This is a genomic window from Haloarcula sp. Atlit-7R, from assembly GCF_003666065.1.
Lineage (GTDB): Archaea > Halobacteriota > Halobacteria > Halobacteriales > Haloarculaceae > Haloarcula > Haloarcula taiwanensis.
Genome location: NZ_QXIK01000002.1, coordinates 55,877 through 80,263, shown reverse-complemented (window position 1 = coordinate 80,263; position 24,387 = coordinate 55,877). Strand labels below are relative to the sequence as shown.

The window sequence follows — 24,387 nt, the reverse complement described above, 5'->3', positions numbered from 1 at the left end:
GGCGTCAAGAAGCCGTCGGGTTCGACCGTGACAGGACGCTGCCACGGCGGTGTGTCGGCGCGTCAGTCACGCCGTCTCGATACCGCGAAATTCGAACCGTGCGCCGCCGGACTCGCTGTCGGTCACGGTGACCGTCCACCCGTGGGCGTCAGCAATCTGCTCAACGATGCGAAGCCCGAACCCAGTTCCGTCTACGGCAGTCGAGTGGCCCGCCTCGAAAACCTCGTCGCGCTCCTCTGGCGGTATTCCGGGGCCGGTGTCTTCGACGTAGAACCCGCCCGCAAGCGAACCCACGGTCACCGTCAGGTCGTTTGCGTGCCCGGCTACGTCGTCCGACGACATAGCCGACTGGGGGCGAGCGTGTTCGACGGCGTTCCGAACGAGGTTTTCGAGGAGCTGTTCGAGCCGCCCTCTGTCCGCCACGACCGTCTGCTCCGTCCGGGGAAGCAGCGTCGCATCGCCTGTCGGGACGTTCTGCCAGCAGCCTTCGGCGATTGCTCGGAGGTCCAGCGACTCCGTCTCGGTGACCTCGTCCCCGCTGCTGGCAAGTGTCAGCAGGTCGTCGATGAGCCTGTTGCTCCGCTCGATTGCCGCGGCGACGTTGTCGAGGTGGTCGCTGTCACACTCTGTCCGGGCCAGCTTGAGCTGTCCCTGCGCGACGTTGAGCGGGTTCCGGAGGTCGTGGCTGACAACGCCAGCGAACTCCCGGAGGCGTTCGTTCTGGCGTTCGAGCGCCTGCTGGCGTTCTCGCCGCTCCGTGACATCTTCCGACACCGCCAGTCCGGAGATGACAGCCCCGTCGTCGTCCCGAACCGGGACTGTGCGAATCCGATAGTGCTTGTCCTGATACTGCTGTTCGAAGCTGTGGGAGTGACCGTCGAGCGCCTCGCCGTAGTAGTGTTCAAGTTCGTCGGCAATCGACTCCGGGAACAGGTCGTGCGGCGTCGCCCCCTCGAAGTCGTTCGACGTGAGGCCGACAGACGAGAGTTCACCGCCGCCGGCAACGGTGTACCGGCAGTCGCGGTCAAAGAGGAACACACCCATCTCGGGGAGGTTCTCGATAAGCGTCTCGTACTGCGCTTTGAGTCGCTGGAGGCGGCGCTCGCGTTTCGTCCGCTCGGTTACGTCCCGCACAAGTCCCTGTACGAACCGAACTGATCCGTCGTGTGTGACCGGGCTGGCGCTGACCTCGACATCGACCAAGTCCCCGTCGGCGTCGATAAGACGCAGTTCGAATTCGCGGACGGTCTCGCCGGCCGCGACCCGGGAGAATCCGTCGAACGCCGTTTCCATGCTCTCGTCCGGAACGTATGTCCGGAATGGAGTGTCGACGAGGTCCTCGGGGGCGTAGCCGAGAAGCGATTCGATGACCGGGGAGACGTAGGTGAATACGCCGTCGGTGTCCAGACGGAATATCGTGTCGGGGCTGACCTCCGCTATCTCGCGGAACCGGCGCTCGCTCTCGCGTCGGCGCTGCTCGGACCGCTGGCGCTGGATAGCGTTCCCCAGCAGGTTGGCGACGTTCTGGACGAACGTCACGTCGTCGTCGGTGAACGTGATCTGGTCGGTCGAGTGAGTGCCGAAGACGCCCCACGGGTCGTCGGTCTCGCCAATGACGACGCTGATACCGCTCACGACGCCGTGGTCCAGTAACAGCGGCGGGCCGCGGAAGCGATCTTCTGTGCGCAGGTCCTCGACGACGACCGGGCCGCCGACCTGAAGCGTATGCCCGGCCTGGGACTCCTCGTCGGCCCCGACGGCCGCGTTCCCGACCAGTCCGTCCTGCCAACCGACGCCGGCCTGCAACAGGAAGTCGTCGCTGTCGGAGCGGTATTCGAGCACCTTGGAGTACTCCGTGCCGAGGGCGTCCGACACGAGTGCCACTGTCTCCTCGAACAGCGTCTGTAGCCCACAGCCGGAGAGGGCAGACTCTCCCAACGCCGCCAGGACCGACTGCTGTTCGATACGTGACTCCAGCCCCGCCTCCGCGCGGTGTTGCGCGACGAGGTTCTGGATTCGGTTCGCGAGCAAGGTGTACCGCTCGGTGCCGCGTCCCTTCTGGAGGTAATCGCTGACACCCTTGGAGACAGCCTCGCTGGCGACCTCCTCGCTTCCCTTCCCGGTGAATAGAACGAACGGCAGGTCCGGATACTCCGCCCGGACGGCCTCCAGAAACTCGATACCGTTCGTCTCAGGCATATCGTAGTCCGAAACCACACAGTCGAACGACGCCTCGGCGAGACGCGCGAGCCCCTCGCTCACGTTCGCCGCCGTCTCGACACTGAAGCCGTCGCCCACGCGTTCCAGAAACGTGGCGGCTACCTCAGCGAACTCCGGGTCGTCGTCGACGTGGAGTACGCGGACTTGCCGATGCATCTCAGCATTTATACGCGGCAGATAACAATAACCTTACTGTCAAATATTCTGTCGATCGGACGGTGTGGCCTATGCCGTGGCGCTTCGAGCAGCGCGTCAGACCTCGGTTCGCTCGGGATTCGGCTCGCCTTCGAGCTGACGGACCGTCAGCACCGGCATCGGGGCCTCCCGCACGAGTTCTTCGGCGACGCTCCCCAGCAGGTACCCGTGTTCACCGTGGCGGCCGCGGGTCCCGCTGACGATGACATCTGCGTCGTGTTCCACCGCGTACTTGGAGATTTCGTCGGCCGGGTCGCCCTCACGGACGGCAGTGACGAGCTCCTCGTCTGCCTCGGCGTCAGCGGCCTCCAGAATAAACGAGAGGGCGCGGCCGCCAGTGGTCGCCAGCGCGCGCTCCAGCGCCTCGCGAACCTCTTCGGGAGTCGTCTCAACCTCGCCGGTGTCGACGACGTACAGCCCGTGGACAGTTGCGTCGAAGCGCGCCGCCAGGTCCAGCGCCGCTTCGACGGCCCGCTCTGCGCTGCCGGAGCCGTCCGTGGCGATGACCACCGTATCGAACATACACCACGCATCGAAGCCGCGACTAAATACACTGTTGGTCACGGCGAGGGACGCTCCGGATGCCACTGCGGGGTGGCGCGAACCTCGGTGGATTTTTGCCGGCCGGGGTCACAGTGGCGAGTGATGGACATCGACCTCGTACTCGCGCCGGTCGACGGCAGCGACCAGTCGGAACGAGCGGCCGAGTACGCGATCGCCGTCGCGGAGCGGTATGACGCCGATCTCCACCTGCTGTTCGTCATCGACGAACGGCTCCACCGGGATATCGACAGCGGCAACGTGAGCGCGACCGCGATCGCCGAGGAGCATCGAGCGTTCACTGAGAGCATCCGAGAGCGGTTCCGCGACGCCCACGACGGTGCGTTCGAAACGTCGTCCGCGACCGCGTTCTCGGAGACGCGACTGATGCAAACACCGGGCAGTGTCGTCCTCGACGTGGCAGAGGACGTCAACGCGGATTTCATCGTCGTCCCGCGCGAGGAGGGAAGCGAAGAGGCCGTCGGGCGCGCGGCGACCTACGTCATCGAGTACGCCAGCCAGCCGGTCCTTACAGTTTAAAGCCGGATCGCCATCTCTATCTCGAAGCTCTCGGCGCTACTGATCTCGAACCCGACCTTCTCGTACAGCGATATCGCCGGGTCGTTCCACCGCTCGACGGTGAGCCAGACGTGGTCGATACCTTCGGCCTGGCCGTACCCCAGCAGCGTCTCGACCAGTGCCGTTCCGATACCAGCGCCCTGGTAGCTCTGTAACACGAAGATAGCGAGTTCGTGCTCGTCCTCGTTGTCCGGGACCAGCGTCGCGTGGCCGGCAACAGTGTCATCGTGTTTGGCGACGACGTTGACACAGTCGCCGTCGAGAATCGTTTCGAGCCACTCGCGGATAGCTTCCTCTTTGACCGGCGGGATACCCTGCGCCCGGTCGGCGGGGTCGAAGTCGAGATACATCTCGACGAGACTCTGCGTGTCGGCGTCGTCGGCAGGGATGACGTCGATGGAACGGTCCTCACGGTCGGTGAGCGTCCGCGGTGGCTGTGGGAACGCTTCGGCGGATTCGTCTGGGTACGTGCGAGTCATCGGATGAGAGTCACCGGCGTCTGTGCGTTCAGGAGGACGAACTCGACGATGGGGCCGAGCTGTATCTTCCCGAGCGGCGAGCGACCGCCGCCACCGAGGACGATTCTATCGAACCCCTCGCTCTCGGCGATGTTCACCAGCTCACTTCCAGGAGAAGTGCCTTCGACGCGTCGAAGCGCCGGTTCGAGCCCGCTTTCGTCGATGTGCTCCTGTATCCGCTGCTGGACCGCCTCGATATCGGCGTCGTTGTCTTCGTTTTCGAAGACAGCGACAGTCAGCTCGTCACCTGTTTCGGCGACGCGTTCGAGTGTTTCGGTCAGTGCCTGGTAGGACAGGTCGCTGCCCCCGACACCGAGCAGTATTTTCATACTCGGGCCATGTATGGGAGCGGTAAAAAAGCCACCCGGCTGAACTGTTGGAAGAAGACAACGACAGCGGGACGGCGGCGATACGGCGATACCCTTTTTCGCCGCGGGCACGCATGCTCGGCTATGACTGAGGGCGCACCGCCGGACGAGACGGATGTCGAGGCGGCAGACGATGGCTCGGCCGGCCACCAGCCGGGCGAGGCGGCGGCCGCGGACGACGGGGCCGACGATGGCGACACCACGGGAAGCAGCCCCACCGAGTCGGCCACTGAAGAGTCAGACCCGTCCGATCAAGGCAGCGAGACGCCGGTGTCGGAAGCCGGTGACATCCCATCGGACGTACAGAAGTACGACCGATTCAAGAAAATTGAGGGCGGGACCTACGACCGCGCAAACGACTTTCTCCGGGACCGGACGTACATCACCGCCCGCGAGTGGGCTATCGCCCGTCTCTGTGCCGATTTCCGGACCGAAACGGGCGTCGAGATGACGAAGATCGGAGAGAACCTCCCCGAACTCGTCCCGTTCATGACGGACACGTACACCCCACAGGCTGTCAATCAGGCCCGCGCGGCCTTCGAGGACAAGGTCCGGAAGGCCGGGGCGACGTTCCTCTACGGTGCGATGTGTGACTTCTTCACCGCTGAGGACCTCGACGACGTGATGTACGAGGCGACCGAGGTCGCGAAGTTCCTCCTCGAAGTTGAGGGCGTCGACCTCGCCGTCGAGGACGAGATGGAGGCTGAAGACCGGATTTCCTCGGTGATGCGGGAAGTCCGCGAGCAGTCGGCGGCGCTGCGACACGACGAGGTGTGTTGTCCGGAGTGTGGAAATGAGTTCCAGGTCGACGAGTAGGCAGGGCTGAGATGGACGACATCGACCCCGATGCACAGCCGTCGATGTCGGCCCACGAAGCGACACAGAAAGTGCTACGGACGGACCTGGCCATCGGCATCGGCGGCGCGGTGCTTGGCTATGCGGAGGCAGGGACAGCGCTGGTCGATGTACTGGCGGTGGTTGTCGGGTTCGGACTCCTGACGGGAATCGCGATGGCGGTCGTCGAACACGACGCGGTCCCGGGTGTCTACCCGGAGGTCGCTGCACTGGCGTCGTTCATCGTGCTTGCCGGGGCTGTCGCCGGCCTCGTAACGCTTTCCGGGTCGCCGATAACGCTCGTACTCTCGGCCGTCCTCTCGGGCTTCGGTGTCGGTGTCATCGGCAACCGACTGCTCTATGGCATCGTCTTCGACGTGCCGGCGTACCGGCTGACCCGAGTCCGAGAGGGGTCGCCGTCGCGCAGTCGGTGACCGCTCTCGGACGGGGTTCAGCCTGGGAAAAACGGCTCGGGGTCCTCGTGGCTGACGGTGACCACCTCGTCGTCGGTAAGCGGGCGGATATGTGAGTACAGTCCGTGGTCGTCGGCGACCTGCGAGAGGTCCGCGCGGTCGGTCTGGTCGTAGTACAGCGGCACGAGCACGGCGAGGTCGTCGCCACATTCCAGCGCGACGAGCAGGAACACCATCCCGTCGCCGGTCGCCCGGAACACCTCGGAGCGGTCGACGGTGCGGTCTTCGAGCGCGTCGGCGACCCGCCGGAATTCGTCGCCGGAAACCACGACATCGAAGCCGAGTCGCCGGGTCTCTGGCTCGTACTCGCCGGTTTGTTCGGCCATTGTCCGCGGTTCACCGGTCAGCACGGTCACGTCGCCAGGGTGGAGTTCGATAGCCTCGCGGCCGTCGTCGCGGTACTGTGTTGTCGTCGCCGCCATGTCGTCGATGACCTGCTCCCAGTGACCGACGACACGGCCGAAGGGGTTAGATTCGGGGTCGGCAGGGTCGTTCATACGTCGAGTGTGGCGGCGGCCGGGATAAATTGTTGGTGGGATAGTGGCACAACAGTTTTACTGGTATTTTGAGAAGTGGGGGACAGATGCGCGACCTCTTAACGTTATGTGACCTCCGAACCCAGTTCGAGACGGACCGCGGCACCGTCAAAGCCGTCGACGGCATCGACCTCACCGTCAGGGAGGGGGAAACCGTCGGTCTGGTCGGCGAGTCCGGATCGGGGAAATCCGTCACAGCGCTATCAGCGATGGATATCGTCGATGACCCCGGTCACATCGCCGGTGGGGAGATCCGGTTCGGCGCAGTTGAGACCGTCACGCGGCTGTCCCGGCAGTATCCCAAAGCCGTACGGACAGAGGACAGCGACAGCGGTTTCATCACTATCGACGCGGCGACGGTCGACCGGAGTCGTCTCCCCGAATCGGTTGAGACGACAGCCGACGACAGGACACTCGCCACACAGTTCATCCGGGAAGCCCCGAAGAAAGCTCTCTCGGAGAGCGGCGACGCGCCCGTCACGATTACCGACGGCTACGTCGATCTGACGGCAGCCCCGGAGCGGGTGATGCGGGACATCCGTGGCGGCGATATGGGAATGATATTCCAGGACCCGATGACATCGCTGAACCCCGCGATAACAGTCGGCGAACAGGTCGCGGAGAGCCTTCGCCTCCACCGTTACGGGAACAAGCGAAACGACTCGTGGTTCAACGCCGTCCGTGAAATCACGCCCTCGATCAGCCGGAGCGGCGAAATGGACGAGGAGATCCGTTCGGATGTCATCTCACTGCTGGAAGAGGTCGGTATCCCGGAACCGGCCGACCGCGTCGACGAGTACCCCCACGAGTTCTCCGGCGGGATGCGCCAGCGCGTGCTCATCGCTATCGCGCTGGCGTGCCGACCGAAGCTGCTAGTCGCCGATGAGCCGACGACGGCGCTCGACGTGACCATTCAGGCCCAGATTCTGGACCTCATCGACGACCTGCAGGCGGACCTCGGGATGTCGGTGTTGTTCATCACACACGACCTCGGCGTCGTCGCGGAGACCTGCGACCGTGTCGCCGTGATGTACGCCGGCGAGATCGTCGAAGAGGGACCGGTCGAGGAGATCTTCCAGAACCCGTCACACCCGTACACGTACACGTTACTCGAATCGATACCCGGCGAGGGGACAGACCGGCTGACTCCGATTGAGGGGAACGTCCCCAGCCTCATCGACATGCCCGAAGGGTGCCACTTCGCCGACCGGTGTCCGTGGGCTCAGCCGGAGTGTCGTGAGGGCGAAATTCCATATCTCCAGCACGGGCCGGACGACGTCACCCACCGCTCGAAATGTATCCTCGAATCGTTCGATACGGACGAATACGGCACCGGAGACGCCGGTGTTGCCGCGACGGAGACGACGCGAACGGACAGACAGCTCATGGAGGTCGACGGGCTGAAAAAACACTTCTCGCGGGCCGACGACCTGCTGGACAAGTACATCGGCAACGAACCGGAGTCAGTCAAAGCCGTTGACGGCGTTTCGATGGACATCTACGAGGGCGAGACGCTGGGACTCGTCGGCGAGTCCGGCTGTGGGAAATCGACGACCGGCCGGACCATCCTCCGGCTTCTCGAGCCGACAGACGGAACGGTTGTTTTCGCCGGACAAGACCTTTCGGAGCTCGACAAGGGCGGTCTGCGGGAAGTCCGTCGGGACCTGCAGATGATCTTCCAAGACCCGATGTCGAGCCTCGACCCGCGGATGACCGTTGGCCAGACGATTATGGAGCCGCTGAAAATCCACGACCTCCCGGCAGACACCGGGGACGGCTCCCGCCGCGAGCAGCGTGTCGAACGGGTGGCCGACCTCATGGAGGCAGTGGGGCTCGACCCAGACCAGTACGACCGCTATCCACACGAACTGTCGGGCGGGCAGCGCCAGCGAGTCGGCATCGCTCGCGCGCTCGCCGTCGACCCCGATTTCATCGTCTGTGACGAACCCGTTTCGGCGCTGGATGTGAGCGTGCAGGCCCAGATAATCAATCTCCTTGAAGACCTCCAGCATGAGTTCGGCCTGACGTACCTGTTCATCGCCCACGACCTCAGTGTGGTGCGCCACATCTGTGACCGCGTCGCCGTGATGTATCTCGGCGAGGTCGTCGAAATCGCCAACACGCCGGACCTGTTCGCGGACCCGAAACACCCCTACACGCGGGCGCTCATGTCGGCGATCCCGGAGCCGGACCCGACCGTCGAGGCCGACCGAATACTGCTGAAAGGCGATGTCCCGTCGCCGATTGACCCGCCGTCGGGCTGTCACTTCCGAACTCGCTGTCCCGAGGTCATCCCGCCAGATATCGATATCGAACAGGAGACCTACCGCGAGGTAATGGACTACCGGCAGCGGGTTGAGGACGAGGCCATCGCCATCGATGCGGTTCGGGAGCAGGCCGGCAAAGCCGACAGCGCCACAGCGGCGACGGACGGTGGCGCGGACCTCGCTGAAGCGCCAAACGGTACAGAACAGGTGCCGGTGGCAGCGTTCAAACAGACAATGGTCGACCGGTTCTTCGAAACGAGCCTGACCGGAGAGAATCGTCGCGTCGTCGAAACGTCGATCGAGCATCTCGCGGACGGAGACTGGGACGCCGCCGCGTCGGTGCTACGCGATAGATTCGAGAGCGTCTGTGAGACGAAACATCCCGAACTCCAGCCGGACGCCCACCCAGCAGCCTGTCACCTTTACGAACAGGAAGACGGCGACAGCGCCTGAGTAATATTACTTAGCTGCACATAACTCTCAGGAGATATATAACAGAATCATTGTTCTATCCGGTACAATTATAATAGATCTGTTTGAACAAAGTCCCATGTCATCCGGTGATTCTCTGGACAGACGGAGCTTCCTTACCGCGGCCGGCAGTGCCGCGGCGGCCGCAACGCTCGCAGGTTGTTCCGGCGACGGCGGCGATGGTGGCGGAACCGAAGGTGGAGACGGTGGCGACGGCACTGGAAGCGATGGTGGCGACGGCGGCGACGGGGGCAGCGACCAGACGCTCGTGTATGCCCGTGGCGACCACCCGGAGAACTACGACCCACAGCAGACGACTAGCGGTGAAGTCGCGAAAGTCACAAACCAGATATTCGATACGCTCATCCAGTTTGCGGCCGGAAGCGGCGGCCAGCTAGAAGATGGGCTCGCAACCGACTACTCTCTCGAGGGAACCACCGCGACGCTGACGCTCCGAGAGGGTGTGATGTTCCACAACGGCGAGGAGTTCACCGCGTCGGACTTCAAGGCGACCTGGCAGCGGTTCACCCAGAGCGACTACCAGTACTACCTCGGCGACGAGACGCGGTCGGGGTACGGCCCGTTCACGCTGGGCGACTGGATCGAGAGCGTCGACGCGAGCCAGGACTACGAACTGACGATCGAACTCACGCAACGGTACGCCCCGTTCCTGCGGAACCTGGCGATGTTCGCCGCGGCCGTCCTCTCGAAGGCCCAGATCGAAGCGATGGGCGACAGTCAGGCTGACCTCGGAGCCGAACCTGCGGGGACCGGCCCCTTCCAGTTCGACACGCTCGATAATCCGAACGAGCGCATCCGACTGACAGCCAACGGCGATTATTGGGGCGACGGTCCGAACGTCGGGACGGTCATTTTCAAGACAATCACCGAAAACAGCACGCGGGTACAGGACGTCATCAACGGGGCCTCACACATCACGGACAACCTCGACTCCTCCGGGTTCCAGCGCGCAGAGGAGAGCGGGACGGCGACGCTGTTGCGGAAGAACGGCATCAACCACGGCTACATGGCGATGAACATGGCCCGGTTCGAGCCGTTCCGGGACCGGCAGGTCCGCCAGGCCATCGCCCACGCCGTCAACACCGAGGCCATCGTCAACCAGATCTATCAGGGCTTTGCAACGCAGGCCTCCCAGCCACTACCACCCGACGTGCTCGGGCACAACGACGACCTCGACCCGTATTCGACGGACAAAGACCAGGCCCGGTCACTGCTTGAAGAGGCGGGCTACGGTGACGGCTTCGAGTTCGAACTCGCGACGTTCTCGAATCCCCGAGGATACAACCCCAGCCCGGTCCAGACCGCAAACCAGGTGAAATCCGACCTGGAGGACATCGGCCTGACGGTCAACATCAACCAGTTCTCCAACTTCGGACCGTACCTGGACTACACCTCCGCCGGGAAACACGACGCCTGCTTCCTCGGCTGGTACACCGACAACGCCGACCCGGACAACTTCATGTACGTCCTGCTTGACCCGAAAGTCGAGATGGACGCCGTCCCCGACGGCCAGGACTGGGTCAGCTTCGACACCGAGGGGTACTCGACGCTCAACGTCTCCGGGTGGGCCAACACCGACTACATGGAGCTCGTCCGCGAGGCCCAGCGGACCTACGCCGAAGGCGACCGCGAGACGATGTACGAGGAGGCCGCACAGATCGCCTACGACGAGTCACCATGGGTGTTCATCGACTACGCAGAGACGCTCCGGGCGGTCAACGAGGCTGTCGTCGAAGATTCTTACACGGTCAGCTCCGTCGGTGGCCCGTATCTTAACACGGTCGAGCTGCAGTAGCGCTTCAAGAGAACTTTCGAATGAACTGGACACAGTTTCTTTTCAGGCTGATCGAGCCGGTGGTACCGCCACGGTTCGTCATCAAGCGGTTGCTGTTGCTCATCCCTGTGCTGTTCGGCGTGGCGTCGGTCGTCTTCGCGATTCTCCACCTGGCCCCGGGCGACCCGGCTATCGTCATCGCCGGCCAGCGAGCGTCGGCCGAACAGCTAGAACAGATACGTGTTGAGCTGGGACTTCGACGGCCGCTCTGGGAGCAGTACCTGAGCTTCCTGTGGGACGCGGCGCGGTTCGACTTCGGCCAGTCCTACAGCATCAGTCGCGGGAACAGCGTTCGTTCGGTCATCGCAGACCGGCTCCCAATCACGCTCGAGCTCGCGATATACGGCCAGGCGGCAGGCATCCTGCTCGGTCTGCCACTGGGCATTATCTCGGCAGTCAAGCAGGATTCGCTGACGGACCACGTCACCCGAATCGGTGCGCTGACCGGCATCTCCGTGCCGATATTCTGGTCCGGACCGCTGCTCATCCTACTGTTCTCGACCTATCTCGACGTGTTTCCGACCAGCGGCCGTATCAAATCGACGCTATTCCTCCCCGATACCTGGACGCTGCTGGGCCGTGAACTGCCCCTGACTGGGATGATAACCGTCGACACGATTCTGCTCGGGAACACCGAAGCGTTCCTCTCGGCGATCCATCACCTGTTCCTGCCGGCAGTGGTCATCGGCGTCTACTCGACGGCGCTCATCTCCCGGATGATGCGCTCCTCGATGCTCGAAGTCATCCGGCAGGACTACATCCGGACCGCGCGGGCGAAAGGGCAGGGCGCGAAGATCACGCTGATGAAACACGGCTTCCGGAACGCGTTGATTCCGGTCGTCACCGTCATCGGTATCCAGTTCGGCACGCTGCTGGGCGGGGCAGTCCTGACCGAGACCGTGTTCGGTATCAACGGGATGGGGCTGACCATCGTCACCGCCATCGGCGTCTCTGACTACCCGGTGGTTCAGGGCACAGTGCTCACCTTTGCCCTGCTGTTCACGCTCGTGAACCTCCTCGTCGACGTCACCTACAGTTACCTCGACCCACGGATTCAACAATGAGTACGGACACCGAGACACGGGGCACGCTGGGACGCCTGCGAGCGTCTCCGTTCCTCGCCGACCTGCTGACGAACCGCCTCGCCGTCGTCGGGCTGACGATTATCCTCAGCATGGCGGCCGTCGCCATCTACGCCCGCGTGACATACGACTTCGGCGCGCTCACGAGCTCGCAGTTGGGCACCGAGATTGCCGACCGCGCGCCGCCCGGCTGGCTCGGTCCAGCGCCCGCGAACCAGCAGCTGTTCGGCACGGACGCGGCGGCTCGTGACATCTACAAGCGGAGCCTGTACGGTGCGTGGCTGGCCCTGAAGTTCGGGACGATCACAGTCGGGACTTCGACAACCGTGGGCGTCGGTCTGGGGATTATCGCGGCGTACTACGGCGACGTGACCGATAACGTCATCATGCGGACGATGGACGTGTTGTTGGCGTTCCCGCCGCTGTTGCTCGCGCTTGCGCTGGTCGCCATCTTCCCGCGGGACCTCGGTCTCTGGCGGGCCGTGGTGGCGCTCGTGCTGGTGTACACGCCGCGGTTCGCCCGGGTCGTCCGTGGGGCCGCGCTCAAAGTGCTCGAAGACGAGTACGTCGACGCCACGGTCGCGCTTGGCGCGACCGATCCGCGGGTTCTCGTCCGGCACATCCTGCCGAATACGCTCGCGCCGATTACCGTCCAGTCCACGCTGAACTTCGGACTCGCCATCATCGACCTCGCGGCGCTGTCGTTCCTCGGGTTCGGTGCGCAGGCAGGGACGCCGTCGTGGGGCCTGATGCTATCCCGTGGTGTCGAGAACGGCCTCCTGACAGGGGAGTGGTGGCTCTCCTTCTTCCCGGGGCTGTTCCTCGCTATCACCGTGCTAGGGTTCAACTTGCTCGGTGACGGAATGCGCGACGCACTCGATCCACGGATGCGCGAAGCGGTCGACTGATGGCCCAGCGCGGTGACCCACCGCGGCTCCGGCAGTACGTCGCGGCCCGGGCGCGACTGGTTGGGAGTGGGCTGGGCGTCGGCTTCCTGCTTGGCAGCCTCGGCATGGCGGGCTGGACGCTGTACACCGGTGATGCACGGTCGAGTGAAGCGACGGTGTTCGCTCTCGGCGCACTGGTGTTCGGCTTTGGCCTGCTGGGCTGGTCAGGGTCGATACTCGCCGGCCGCGGCATCGAAGCTATGCAGGAACACATGGACACACGGAGCAACTGGACCGAGCGCGATTCGCGGCGGGCGATGGCACGACTCTGTGGCGGTGGCGGCGGGATAATGGTCGGGACGTCGGTCGTCGCGGCGTTATTCTAGTCGTTCGCTGTCCGCGCCCCGGACGTTCTCGCCCTGATGATCGTAGAACACATCTTCCTGGGCTGTTGTGTCGGCAGCGTCCAGCGCGTCGCCGCGCTCGTAGACAACTGTACCCCGGACCATCGTCCATTCAGGGAACACCGCATCGTAGCCCTCAAACGGCGTCCAGCCACATTTCGAGTGGAGCGTCTCACCGCTGATATCGCTCGTTTCGGTCGTGTCAACGAGCACGAGGTCGGCGTCCTTTCCGGCTTCGATGGCCCCCTTCTGTTGGATATCGAACACGTCGGCAGGATTGCGTGCGGTGAGGTCGCGAACGCGCTCGTAGGTGAGCCCGCTGTCCGGGTCACGGGCTTCGGCCAGTAGGAGCGGGAGGACCGTCTCGACGCCAGGGACGCCCGACGGCGCGTCCCAGATGCTGGCGTCTTTCTCCTCGCGAGTGTGTGGGGCGTGGTCCGTCGCAATCATATCGACGGTGCCGTCGACGACGCGCTCGTAGAGTTTCTGTCGGCGCTTCTCGCGGCGCAGGGGCGGATTCATCCGCCCGAAGGTCCCCAGCTCAGAGAGGTCACGCCGGGAAAGCAGCAAATGGTGTGGCGTTACCTCGGTCGTCATCCCGGCTTCGCTGGCGATGTCGACGCCCTCCGGCGTGGACGTGTGGGCGATGTGTATCGTCGCGTCGTGCTCTTTCGCGACTGCACAGGCCCGCTCGACGGCTTTCTCTTCGGCCTTTGCAGTCCGGAACGCGCTCCATGCGTCGGCGTCATCGCGGGCCTTGGCATCGTCGTTAAAGTAGTCGGCGTACTCGGCGTGGACCGTGACCGGTACGTCGTTGTCGGTGGCAGCGTTCAGCGCATCGGCAAAGAGGTCGGCCTCGATACCCATGTCGCCGGTCGAATCCGCGAGAAACACCTCGCCGAGTGCGAACAGGCGACGGCGCAGGAGGACGTTCGGAATCCAGTCGGCCGTAACGCCGCCGTTGATACCCCAGTCGACGATAGAGTCAGCAGCGAACTCGGCTTTCTGGTCAAACGACTCGCCGTCGATAGTCGGCGGGTCGGTGTTTGGCTGGTCGACAACGGTTGTGACGCCGCCGGCTGCCGCGGCCCGCGACCCGCTCTCCCACGTCTCCTTGTGCGGGTAGCCGGGCTGGCGGAAGTGGACGTGGGCGTCGATCATTCCCGGAAACAGCCGCTTGCCGGTCGCTTCGATGACGTGCTCGTCGGACGCGGCGAGATCGCGGCCGACTTCGACGATTGACTCGCCACGCACCCGAACGTCGCGTTGGCGGCCGTCCGGCAGCGTCGCGTTACGAATGAGCATACGCCCTGTCGGCCGGGCGCACCCCTAAGTCTCTCGGATAGCGCTCACCGACACCTCGCGGCCGTCAGCCAGCGACTGCTCCAGCGCCGCGATGACTCGGTCAGGGTCGTCGGTGCCTCCAGCATCAGCGACACTCCCGACGCTCTGTGTGTCGAACCGGACATCGAGTGCCTCGTAGACTGGGGCCAGCACCCCTGCGATGGCCTCGTGGTCCCGAACGACGACGATGCCGCCGACAACGGCGACAGACTGGCGGACGCGCTGGGCGAGTCCAGTTATTTTGCCGTCAGCCTGAAGCGAGTGGCTCCCCGGACAGAACGCGGCGTCTGGTTCCCCGGTCCGAGCGGTGATACCGCAGTCATCGAGGGCACGTTTTACAGCGGCTTTGGTCCACTCGTAGCGGTCGTCGATCGTCCCTCGCGGGTCCTCGGTCGGGACGGCGAGAGAGAACGAAACGGTCGATCCGGTGTATGCGACGGCGCGGCCCCCCACAGCGCGCTCGATGACGGTGTACCCCTGGTCGCGGGCAGCCCGGCACGCTCGGTCGTAGCCGTCGCTGTTCGCGTCACGGCGGCCGAACGCGACCTGTCTGTGCGGTCGCCAGGCTCGCAGGGCTGGTTCGCGGTCTTCGGCGACCGTCTCAGCCATCTCACGGGTCCGCTCGAAGTCGGTTTCGGGGTCGGCAGTGCGGCCCCGTAGCAGACGCATAGGCAGACTGTACGGACCCTCGGGATTAAAACGTCCGCCAGTTCAGCAGACAAGTCTCTCTCGACGGCAGAGAGCGAACAGGCGACACGTGGCCGTCGCGGCGGGACGTGTCGCACACCCGCTGCCCCCGCCGCGGTGGTCGTCAGCGCACACGAACCAGTGGTCACGTCATCCGTCTTGAACGCTTGGACGACAGAGCCATACCGGTACACGCCTAATCGCCGCCGATGGTCGTCACGATATCGCGAGACGTGCTCTTCCAGTACTACCGGTTCTCCCTGTACAACTCGCCGTTCGACGCCCACGACGAGGGGTGTGCCATCGACCTCTACCCCGACGGCGAGCGCGCGCCGTCGCCGGTCGCCGGCGAGGTCGTCGATACGAAGACGGTTCAGGCCCCACCGAAGGCCTACGCCGCCGAGCACGACCACCTCATCGTGATTGATACTGGCGATACTGTAGCGCGGTTACTGCACGTCGACCCGGCCGTCGAACCCGGTGAGACGGTTACCGTCGGCGACGACCTCGGAGAACTGGTCCGGGCGGGCTTTTTCGCCCCGTGGGTCCCGAACCACATCCATCTCGGCTTCCGTGACCCCGGCACGAACCCCTACCGGGCGTCGGGGTCGCTGCCGGTCGACGTGGCAGTGGACGTGACGCCGCTGTCGTGGGACGGGACCGGGACCGTCGTCGCCGGCGGCGAAACGTGGGTCCGACTCGACGAGCCGGTCCATCCAGCACCCGGTGACTCCTTCGCTGGCATCGCTAACGATATCGACGGCGACAATTCAGGCGTCCTCGACGGCGGCTTGCCACACTACTCGGGCGGGGGATTGCTGTCCAGTGACGGGACAACGGCCGCCGCTATCGCCGGAGCGGGTGTCGGGACAGCCGACGGCCGCACGGTCGCGTGGGACGACCTGACCGTACTGGCAAACGGCGACCCAATAACAGGTATCGCGCTGTTCTGTGGCCGCGAGCGTTTCGGCGCGAAGCTCGTCGGCGAGGAGGTCGACCTCGCCGTCGGCGACGAGGTGCGGGTGAGTATCGAACGGGACACGACTGGCGACGACGCCGCGTAGCTACGACTCCCCGTAGCGCTCGGCGTGGGCCTGCCTCGCCTGTTCGTAAGCCGGGTCCTCGCGGACCGCATCGAGGTGCTCCTTGTACGCCAGCGCTATCTCGCGTTTCTCCGGGTCGTACCACTCCTGCGGTTCGCGTTGCTCGCCGTCCACGTATTTCTGCCCGCCCGGATATTTTGCGTAGCGCATCGCCCGCGTCCACCCCATCTGGAGGTACTTGCGAGCCATGTCCATCCCGACGAACTCTCCATTGTCGCGGTACTCACGGTAGCGGTCGTGGATAGATTCGGCGGCCGTCGTCGCCCCGTCGAGGTCGGCGACTGTCCAGTCGGGAAGCAGTTCGCTCTTGTACGGTTCGATTTTGAATGCGCCCTGCTCATCGGCCGTGTGTCGGTAGTGCTCTGGGTGGTTGCGGAAATTCAGGTCGTACTCGGGACCGTCATCGACCTCGCCGACGTCGCCGTGGACCGGGTCCTCGCCCATCGGTCAGGCGAACGTGAGGTCGTCACGGTCAGTCAGTTCACCGAACAGCCACTCGGCGTGGTCCAGTGCGTACTCGCGGTGCTCCTCCTCGATGTAGCCGACGGCGTCCTCGACGAGGACCGGGCGGTAGTCGCGCAGGCCGGCACTGGAAGCGGTGTGGAGCACACAGACGTTCGCGAGCGTGCCACAGATAGCCAGGTCCTTGACCCCGTGGGCGTCGAGCCAGCCTTCGAGTTCCGTCTGGTAGAAGGCGTCGTAGGTGTGCTTGACGACGACCAGATCCTCGTCCTGCGGGTCGAGGTCCTCGACGAGTTCAGTCTCCCAAGAACCTTCGACGACGTGTTCGCCCCACCGGTCGAACTCGTCGTAGTAGTGGGTGTCTTCGAACTGGTCGGGCGGATGCACGTCGCGGGTGAACACAATCTTCGCGCCAGCGTCACGGGCACGGTCGACGAGTTCGGTGCAGGACTCGATGGCCGCTTCGCTGTCCGGTGCGTAGAGGCTTCCATCGGGGTGGCAGAAGCCGTTCTGCATATCGACGACGACCAGGGCGGTCTGTGCTGGGTCGAGTTCCATACGGGAGCTTTGGCGGGGCGAGACTACGAAAGTTACTCCGACGGTAGTTCAGACGCGCAAACAGACGCACAAATTCGTTCTGCCGGACGAATGTGTCCACAGTGAGCGTGTGACTTTTCACTGTGGTAACCTACCGTGGAAGTAGATGCGCCGCCCTTTCGCCCTCGTCGTTCTCTGTGCCGTTGTGCTGTTACTTGCGGGGTGTCAGGCACCCACCGCGTCGCCAGAGGCGGAGTCGAGCACCGTCGATCTGACGCCGAGCGAACCCGCGACCGACTACGGGAACAACGGCTCCGCTCCGGCAGCGCCTGCGACGGACCGGCTGGGCTACGAGAACGGCTACTGGTACAACGAATCGCTGTCGGTAACGACCGAGGACGGACTGAACAAGACGGAGCGGGACGCCGTCGTCGCCCGGACGATGGCCCGCGTCGAGCGGCTTCGCGGGCTAGAGTTCAAAGAGACAGTCCCGGTCTCCGTCGTCTCACGGGCTGAGTACCGCAACAACACGGGCGGCGGCGAGGTCGGCGATTCGCTGCGCCGGTTCGACAACGCGAAGTTCGAGGCGCTGTTTTTCATCGGCGAGGACCGCGATTCCATCGCCGTCCAGAACAGCAATCGCGGGGAGAGCGTGCTGGGCTACTACAGCAGCCAGCGCGGTGAAATCGTCATCGTCAGCGACTCCGAAACGCCGACGATTAGCCGGGGCACGCTGGCCCACGAACTCGTCCATGCGCTGCAGGACCAGCACTTTGGCCTCGGAAGTGACGCGCGGACGCGGGATCAGGTGCAGGGTCGGAACGGCGTGGTCGAAGGCGACGCCGTCGCCGTCACCCAGACCTACACCGACCGCTGTGGCGAGGCATGGCGCTGTATCGACAGGCCTGCCCAGAGCGGCGGTGGCGGCGGTGCTCGCCACTTCGGCATCAACTTCATGCAGTATTTCCCCTACAGCGACGGGCCCGGACTGGTCGGCGACCTTCGAGAACGCGGCGGTTGGAGCGCCGTCAACGACGCCTACGACGACTATCCCGACGGGGCCGCCGAAGTGACCTACCCCGGGCGCTACCCCGAGTGGGAACCCGAGTCAGTCTCGCTTGCGGACCAGTCCAGCGGCGACTGGGAGCGGGTCAGACCCTCGACTGACCGCAACCGTCCCGACTACGCCGTCGTCGGCCCGTCAGCTATCGCGGGGTCGATGGCGTACACCATCGCCGATGACTACAACGAGTCGAGCGTCGTCCGGACGCGAGATGTCATCAACTACGAGGACGGGTCGCTGGACAGTGACGACCCGTACAACTACGACCTGCCCGCCACCGACGGCTGGCAGGGCGGTCGGATGCACGTCTACGAGAGCGGCGACGAGACGGCGTACGTCTGGAAGACAACCTGGGCCAGCGAGGCCGACGCTCGCGAGTTCGCCGATGCTTGGACGGCGGTCATCGCTCACTGGGGCGGCACTCGAACCGCAGAGGGGCACTGGATAATAGCGGAAGACAGCCCCTACACCGACGCTGTTTCGGTCAGGGTCGACGGGCAGACCGTCACCGTCGCGAACGCACCGACAGCCGACGAACTGAGCGAGGTCCACGATGCGTAAGGAACTGCTCATTGCGCTGGCGGTCGTCCTGGCGGGCTGTACGGTCCCGTCCTTCGGCGGCAGCGACCACCCCGAGACGCCGACCGGTGAGGACGCAATCGGCTACGAGAACGGGTACTGGTACGACGACCCGGTGTCGGTGACGACCGGCGACGGGCTAAACGAGAGCGAGCGGGAGGCCGTCGTCGCCCGGACAATGGCCCGCGTCGAGCAGGTCCGCGACTTGGAGTTCAAAGACTCGGTCCCGGTTTCGGTTATCTCCCGAGCCGAGTACCAGAATCGCTCTGGAGGCAACGGCAGCGGCGGCAGCAGCCGTCCACAGGACCCCTGGAACGACCAAGTGTGGGAGGCGCTCTTGCTCATCGGCGAGGACTCGGGCAGCAGCGAGGAAATCGACAACACGCTGTCGACGACGGTCCAAGGCTACTACTCGCCGAGTCGGGACGAGATTGTCATCGTCAGCCCGACAGAGACGCCACAGATCGACCGGCGGACACTCTCACACGAACTGGTCCACGCCCTGCAGGACCAGCACTTTGGGCTGAACGGCTCCGCAAAGACGCAGGACACGCAGCTGTCACGACAGGGTGTCACAGAGGGCGAGGCTAACTACGTCCGCATCCTCTACGAGCGCCGCTGTGGCGACGGCTGGGGCTGCATCGCGCTCCCCGACCGGACGAACAGCGGGGGCGGCAGCGACGACGGCGACGGCGGGAGCCAGGAGCCGAGCTACAACGAGGGGCTGTTCACCGTCCTTTACCAGCCCTACGTCACCGGGCCGCGGTTCGTCGATCAGATGCGTTCGGACGGCGGTTGGGGCGCTGTCGACGAGCTGCACGATGATTTCCCGGATAGCACCGAGCAGGTACTCCACCCGGACAAGTACCCCGACGAAAAGCCCGTGAACGTCAGTGTCACCGACCGTTCGTCCGACGAGTGGAGTCGCTTCGACCACGACCCGGTCGGCGACACGGTTGGAGAGACCTCGATTTACGCGATGATGTACCACAACGGGCAGGTGGAGGCCGACCGCTACAGCTACGAGAGCGATATCTCGGCCGGCTGGGGCGGTGACCTCGTCGTGCCCTACCGCAACGGCTCGGGCGGCTACGGCTACGTCTGGGAGACCCGCTGGGATACCGAGGAAGACGCGAGGGAGTTCGAACAGGCCTACCGGGCGGCGTTGACAGAGGAGCACGACGCCAGCCAGCCCCGCAGTAACGTCTACGTCGTCCCAGAAGACGACCAGTTCAACGACGCCTTCCGCGTGGTCCGGTCGGGCAAGACCGTCCGCATCGTCAACGGACCGACAGTGGGCGACCTCGACGATATCCACCAGCAAGCAGGGTCCTGAAGGGAAGTCGCCGACCGGACCGCTTTTTTCGCCACACTGAAAACACCGTGCCATGAGCGAGGAGTTCGACATCGTCTCACCAGAGGCGATTCGCCAGGGGCGGGCGACCGACGCCTACTTCGACCGGACGATGGAGGCGCTAGAGCACGCGGGCAAGAACCCGGACGTGGTCGCCGAGGTGACGGCGAACCAGTTCGCGACAGGTCGGTGGAAGCTGCTGGCTGGGCTGAAAGACGCCACCGAGCTGCTTGAAGGCCGGGGCGTCGACGTTGACGCGCTTCCCGAAGGACAGCTGTTCGACGGCGGTCCAGTGATGCGAATCGAGGGGTCCTACCGGGAGTTCTGTCGGCTGGAGACGGCGCTCCTCGGTTTTCTCTCACATCCAACAGGCATCGCGACGCGGGCGTTAGAAGCGCGCCACGCCGCGCCGGAGTCGACGGTGCTATCCTTTGGCTCGCGCCACGTCCACCCCTCGATAGGGGCGATGGTCGAGCGGGCGGCGCTACTGGGTGGCCTCGACGGCATCTCGAACGTCGCCGCCGGCGAGGTCATCGGCCGCGAAGCCGGCGGGACGATGCCCCACGCGCTGATGATCTGCTTCGGCCGAGGCAACCAGGAGGCGGCGTGGCGAGCGTTCGACGAGGCAGTCCCCGAGGAGACGCCCCGCATCGCGCTGACCGACACCTACAGCGACGAGGCCGACGAGGCGCTGCGGGCGGCCGAGGCCATCGACGACCTCGCGGGCGTCCGCCTGGACACCACCGGGTCCCGCCGCGGTGACTTCCGGCACATCGTCCGCGAGGTCCGGTGGACGCTGGACGCATACGGCCACGAGGACGTGGACTTGTTCCTCTCCGGGGGGCTGACGCCGACGACGCTCCGGGAACTCCGGGACGTGGCCGACGGCTTCGGCGTCGGGAGCTACGTCGCCAACGCCGACCCGCTGGACTTCGCGCTGGACATCGTCGAGGTGGACGGCGAGCCGGCGGCAAAGCGGGGCAAGCTCACCGGCAAGAAGTCGGTGTACCGGACCGAATCGGGCGGCCACCACGTCGGGCTGGCCGACCGCGAGGGACCGGCCGAGGCCGAGTCGCTCATGAGGCCACTGGTTCGGGACGGCGAAGTCGTCCGGGAGTTCGATCTTGATTCTGCCATCGAGCGCGCGGCGTCGGACGCCGAGCGGGTCGGCTACGAGGGCGTCGGGGACGAGTAACGGGCGTTAAGTCGCCGGCCCGCCTACGCGGCGTATGGTCGACCGCATCATGAAGGTCAACGCGTACACGACCTTCGACTTGCTCGACGGTGAGGTAGAGGGCCACGGCTTCGAGGAGGAGGCCCTGGCCGTCCTGAACGTGACCGCGCCGCGGAAGAACCCGGACCACGTCGAACTCCAACTGGAGATGGACAACACCGACCTCGACGCGGTGAAGCCCCACGCTGACTCGGTGACGCTGTCGGCGGCCCAGGCCCGCGAACTGGCCACCGAACTGGAGGAGTACGCCGAAAAAGTCGAGGACGCACAGTCGGAGTAGTCCGTCACGGCAATAGTCATGCATCGCGGTTCGATAATTCTATGGTGTGAAGACACATACCACGAAATATGTCAACCGAGACGCCCGGTAATCCAGCCGCACGGGAGCTCGGCTACTGCCCGTGCTGTGGCTACCAGACGCTCCCGGAGGGCCGGCCCGGGTCCTACGAGATGTGTCCGGTGTGTCACTGGCTCGACGACCCCATCCAGTTCGGGGACGCGGAGTTCGTCAGCGATACGAACCACGTCTCGTTGACCGAGGCGCGGGAGAACTTCCGCGAACACGGGGCGTGTTCGCCCGACGAAGCCGGGGACTGCGAGACGCCGACGGACCTCGACCGCGACCCGAACTGGCCCTACGACGAGTGAGGTAGGTCAGGCCGCGAGCGCGATGTCCAAGTACAGCATGACGATGACGCCGGCCATCAGCCCGAGCGTGGCGACCCGCTCGTAGCCGCGCTGGTGCGTCTCGGGGATTATCTCGTCAGAAATCACGAACAACATTGCGCCCGCCGCAAAGCCCATCGCGTAGGGGAGCAGTGGCTCGACGGTCACGACGGCGACAGCGCCGAGTACGGCGAGCGGGATTTCCACGGCACCGGAGCGGATTCCTGAGAAGACGGCATAGAGACGGCGGTCCAGCCCCGCGTTGATTGCCGCGACAGAGACGGCCAGCCCCTCGGGTATGTTCTGGATGCCGATGGCAAGCATCAGCGAGAGCGCGCTCCCGATCCGGAGCGGGTCGCCGGCGGCCGCACCAAAGCCGACGCCGACGGCCAGGCCCTCGGGGATGTTGTGCAGCGTGATCGCGAGGATGAACAGAATGACGCCGGTCAGCTTCGAGTCGTCCACCGAGAGGTCCTGAGTGGGGTTGGCCGCGTCCGACCGGCGGCTTCCCGTCAGCAGGTAGTGGGCGTGCGGGACGAGCCCGTCCGCGCGATCCAGAAACAGCGCTCCGAGCGCGACGCCGACGAGCGTCGGAATCGGATTGCCGCCCGAGTACTGCTCGATGCCGGGGATGATGAGGCTCGTGAACGCAGCGGCCAGCATCACGCCGGCGGCGAACCCGAGCGCCGTGTCCAGCGCCCGCTCAGAGGGGTCACGCCAGACCAGCACGAGCGACGCGCCGAAGAGGTTCATCGTCGCGATGATGACCCCGCCGACGAGGCCGTTTATGAGCGGGTCGGTGCCGACGAGGTCGACAAACAGGTCGACAAACCCGGATTGCATTGTCCAGTAGTGCACGTCGCCCCCTCTTGTGTGTACCGACCGTTAGAGCGGGAGCGCTGGCCCAATTCGAAAACGTCTCGATGCCTCAGCCACGCTGCTAGAACGGTTCCGGCGAGCCGACGAGCCGCCGCATCTCCATCGCGCTGGCGAAGTCGTCCCGGGAGACAACGCGGGTTCCCTCGGGGCCGTCGACGAATGCGGCAGTGGCTCTGGCGGTGTCGAGTTCGACGAGCGCAATGAAGGCTGCCGTCTCTGAGGCAAAGCGCGGCAGGTCAGTGTCCATCAGGTCGGCGACGGTGTCGGCTTCGCGTTCAGTCTTCAAGAGTGCCCTGAAGTCGCCAACTGTGACGACGCCGATTACGTCGCCGCCGCGCGTGACGGCGAACTCGGTCCGCCGACCAGCGAACATCCGGTCGACGAGATCCTCGACAGTTGCGTCGGCCTCAATAGTCGCGTCGAGTGGGCTAGCCACGTCATCGACGGTCAGCCCCTCAAGCAGCGCTGCCAGGGCGACGGTACGGGATTCGCTCGATGCGGCGCCGTAGACGAACAGCGCGAGCAGCAGCAACAGCGGGCTGAACGAGAGGACGCCGACGACGGCGAACAGCACGGCGAACCCGGTCCCGACCCGAGCGGCGATTCGGGTCGCCGTCGCGTACGGCCGTTTTCGTGCGAGCAGTGCCCGGAGCACGCGGCCGCCGTCCATCGGGAAGGCCGGCAGCATGTTGAACACGGCGAGAAAGATGTTCGTGACGGCTAGCCAGCCGATAACGAACAGCGTCACCTGCGCACTCGCCGGCAAGGCAAACAGTGCGGCGTAGCAGGCAAGCCCGGTCAGAATACTCACGGCCGGGCCGGCCAGCGCGATGACGAGTTCCCGATTCCACTCTTTGGGCATGGCTTCGAGGTTGGCGAGACCGCCAAGAATCCAGAGCGTGATGGACTCGACCCGGAGGTCGTAGCGCATCGCTGCCCATGCGTGGCCCAGTTCGTGGAGGGCGACGCTGGCGAACAGGCCCACGGCCGCGGCGGTGCCGATGAGCCACGGTGTCTGGCCCGCGGTCAGCACCGTAAGGTCGAGTGGCACGCCCGACAGGGCACTCACGATACCGGCATACACAGATATCTGTGCTCCGCTGCCGATAATCCAGGCCAGCACCGGCAGGAAAATCAGCAGTGAGATGTTGACCCGTATCGGAATGCCCCAGACCGTCGTGATGTGGAAGTTTCGCACGGGCGAGCAGACGGGCAGCGCTCGGGTATATCTTCTGCCGAGTGGCGACGCC

25 protein-coding genes are annotated in these 24,387 nt (G+C 64.8%); 14 read left to right on the top strand and 11 right to left on the bottom strand.

From position 1 onward, the window contains the following. Window positions 1–66 precede the first annotated feature (66 nt). Entirely contained in the window at window positions 67–2,376 is a 2,310-nt protein-coding gene (locus D3D01_RS23635; RefSeq protein ID WP_158600436.1) for a PAS domain S-box protein, read from the bottom strand. Between the two features lie 96 nt (window positions 2,377–2,472). Then, window positions 2,473–2,937 (bottom strand): universal stress protein, encoded by a 465-nt coding sequence (locus D3D01_RS04365; protein ID WP_101351036.1) that lies wholly within the window; start codon window positions 2,935–2,937, stop codon window positions 2,473–2,475. Window positions 2,938–3,060: 123 nt separating this feature from the next. On the opposite strand from D3D01_RS04365, the gene D3D01_RS04360 reads away from it, so the two are divergent. After that, on the top strand, window positions 3,061–3,495 hold the full coding sequence (locus D3D01_RS04360) for a universal stress protein (RefSeq protein ID WP_101351037.1): 435 nt from the start codon (window positions 3,061–3,063) through the stop codon (window positions 3,493–3,495). Here the strand turns inward: D3D01_RS04360 and D3D01_RS04355 are convergent. Both D3D01_RS04355 and D3D01_RS04350 read right to left on the bottom strand, forming a co-directional pair. After that, complete coding sequence (locus D3D01_RS04355) at window positions 3,492–4,013, bottom strand: GNAT family N-acetyltransferase (protein WP_101351038.1); 522 nt, start codon at window positions 4,011–4,013, stop codon at window positions 3,492–3,494. The genes D3D01_RS04360 and D3D01_RS04355 overlap by 4 nt on opposite strands. Next, entirely contained in the window at window positions 4,010–4,381 is a 372-nt protein-coding gene (locus tag D3D01_RS04350) for a universal stress protein (RefSeq protein ID WP_101351039.1), read from the bottom strand. Before D3D01_RS04350 ends, D3D01_RS04355 begins: the two co-directional genes overlap by 4 nt. Before the next feature lie 123 nt (window positions 4,382–4,504). Between D3D01_RS04350 and D3D01_RS04345 the strand changes: the two genes are divergently transcribed. Beyond that, on the top strand, window positions 4,505–5,236 hold the full coding sequence (locus tag D3D01_RS04345; protein ID WP_101351040.1) for a DUF5806 family protein: 732 nt from the start codon (window positions 4,505–4,507) through the stop codon (window positions 5,234–5,236). A gap of 11 nt (window positions 5,237–5,247) precedes the next feature. Continuing rightward, complete coding sequence (locus D3D01_RS04340; RefSeq protein WP_121511372.1) at window positions 5,248–5,688, top strand: hypothetical protein; 441 nt, start codon at window positions 5,248–5,250, stop codon at window positions 5,686–5,688. Window positions 5,689–5,705: 17 nt separating this feature from the next. Here D3D01_RS04340 and D3D01_RS04335 read toward each other — a convergent pair whose 3' ends face one another. Then, window positions 5,706–6,224, bottom strand: a complete 519-nt coding sequence (locus D3D01_RS04335) for a hypothetical protein (protein WP_121511371.1) — start codon at window positions 6,222–6,224, stop codon at window positions 5,706–5,708. An 86-nt stretch (window positions 6,225–6,310) separates the two neighbouring features. On the opposite strand from D3D01_RS04335, the gene D3D01_RS04330 reads away from it, so the two are divergent. From D3D01_RS04330 to D3D01_RS04310, 5 genes are all read left to right on the top strand, one after another. Next, complete coding sequence (locus D3D01_RS04330; RefSeq protein ID WP_121511370.1) at window positions 6,311–8,983, top strand: ABC transporter ATP-binding protein; 2,673 nt, start codon at window positions 6,311–6,313, stop codon at window positions 8,981–8,983. A 97-nt stretch (window positions 8,984–9,080) separates the two neighbouring features. Continuing rightward, on the top strand, window positions 9,081–10,817 hold the full coding sequence (locus D3D01_RS04325; protein ID WP_101351044.1) for an ABC transporter substrate-binding protein: 1,737 nt from the start codon (window positions 9,081–9,083) through the stop codon (window positions 10,815–10,817). 20 nt (window positions 10,818–10,837) lie between these two features. Continuing rightward, window positions 10,838–11,920, top strand: coding sequence for an ABC transporter permease (locus D3D01_RS04320; protein WP_101351045.1), 1,083 nt, complete (start codon window positions 10,838–10,840; stop codon window positions 11,918–11,920). Further along, window positions 11,917–12,846 (top strand): ABC transporter permease, encoded by a 930-nt coding sequence (locus D3D01_RS04315; RefSeq protein WP_101351046.1) that lies wholly within the window; start codon window positions 11,917–11,919, stop codon window positions 12,844–12,846. The genes D3D01_RS04320 and D3D01_RS04315 overlap by 4 nt, the downstream gene beginning before the upstream one ends. Continuing rightward, entirely contained in the window at window positions 12,846–13,211 is a 366-nt protein-coding gene (locus tag D3D01_RS04310) for a hypothetical protein (RefSeq protein WP_121511369.1), read from the top strand. The genes D3D01_RS04315 and D3D01_RS04310 overlap by 1 nt, the downstream gene beginning before the upstream one ends. Here D3D01_RS04310 and D3D01_RS04305 read toward each other — a convergent pair. Next, a complete protein-coding gene (locus D3D01_RS04305; RefSeq protein ID WP_121511368.1) occupies window positions 13,203–14,534 on the bottom strand; it encodes a dihydroorotase in 1,332 nt (443 codons plus the stop codon). The genes D3D01_RS04310 and D3D01_RS04305 overlap by 9 nt on opposite strands. A gap of 24 nt (window positions 14,535–14,558) precedes the next feature. After that, entirely contained in the window at window positions 14,559–15,242 is a 684-nt protein-coding gene (locus tag D3D01_RS04300; protein ID WP_121511367.1) for a lipoate--protein ligase family protein, read from the bottom strand. Window positions 15,243–15,469: 227 nt separating this feature from the next. On the opposite strand from D3D01_RS04300, the gene D3D01_RS04295 reads away from it, so the two are divergent. Next, window positions 15,470–16,324 (top strand): hypothetical protein, encoded by an 855-nt coding sequence (locus D3D01_RS04295; RefSeq protein WP_101351050.1) that lies wholly within the window; start codon window positions 15,470–15,472, stop codon window positions 16,322–16,324. Here the strand turns inward: D3D01_RS04295 and D3D01_RS04290 are convergent, their stop codons facing one another. Then, entirely contained in the window at window positions 16,325–16,807 is a 483-nt protein-coding gene (locus D3D01_RS04290; RefSeq protein ID WP_101351051.1) for a DUF4385 family protein, read from the bottom strand. 3 nt (window positions 16,808–16,810) lie between these two features. Further along, complete coding sequence (locus D3D01_RS04285) at window positions 16,811–17,383, bottom strand: cysteine hydrolase family protein (RefSeq protein WP_121511366.1); 573 nt, start codon at window positions 17,381–17,383, stop codon at window positions 16,811–16,813. A 145-nt stretch (window positions 17,384–17,528) separates the two neighbouring features. On the opposite strand from D3D01_RS04285, the gene D3D01_RS04280 reads away from it, so the two are divergent. From D3D01_RS04280 to D3D01_RS04260, 5 genes are all read left to right on the top strand, one after another. Continuing rightward, window positions 17,529–18,986 (top strand): Hvo_1808 family surface protein, encoded by a 1,458-nt coding sequence (locus D3D01_RS04280; protein ID WP_121511365.1) that lies wholly within the window; start codon window positions 17,529–17,531, stop codon window positions 18,984–18,986. After that, on the top strand, window positions 18,979–20,340 hold the full coding sequence (locus D3D01_RS04275; protein WP_121511364.1) for an Hvo_1808 family surface protein: 1,362 nt from the start codon (window positions 18,979–18,981) through the stop codon (window positions 20,338–20,340). Before D3D01_RS04280 ends, D3D01_RS04275 begins: the two co-directional genes overlap by 8 nt. A 52-nt stretch (window positions 20,341–20,392) precedes the next feature. Further along, a complete protein-coding gene (locus D3D01_RS04270) occupies window positions 20,393–21,553 on the top strand; it encodes a nicotinate phosphoribosyltransferase (protein ID WP_121511363.1) in 1,161 nt (386 codons plus the stop codon). 34 nt (window positions 21,554–21,587) lie between these two features. Continuing rightward, window positions 21,588–21,872, top strand: a complete 285-nt coding sequence (locus tag D3D01_RS04265; protein WP_058994208.1) for a DUF6360 family protein — start codon at window positions 21,588–21,590, stop codon at window positions 21,870–21,872. Window positions 21,873–21,940: 68 nt separating this feature from the next. Continuing rightward, entirely contained in the window at window positions 21,941–22,240 is a 300-nt protein-coding gene (locus D3D01_RS04260; protein ID WP_101351056.1) for a CPCC family cysteine-rich protein, read from the top strand. A gap of 6 nt (window positions 22,241–22,246) precedes the next feature. Here D3D01_RS04260 and D3D01_RS04255 read toward each other — a convergent pair whose 3' ends face one another. Both D3D01_RS04255 and D3D01_RS04250 read right to left on the bottom strand, forming a co-directional pair. Beyond that, window positions 22,247–23,101 (bottom strand): ZIP family metal transporter, encoded by an 855-nt coding sequence (locus tag D3D01_RS04255; RefSeq protein ID WP_101351057.1) that lies wholly within the window; start codon window positions 23,099–23,101, stop codon window positions 22,247–22,249. Window positions 23,102–23,198: 97 nt separating this feature from the next. After that, entirely contained in the window at window positions 23,199–24,335 is a 1,137-nt protein-coding gene (locus D3D01_RS04250; RefSeq protein ID WP_121511362.1) for a site-2 protease family protein, read from the bottom strand. Between the last annotated feature and the right edge of the window lie 52 nt (window positions 24,336–24,387).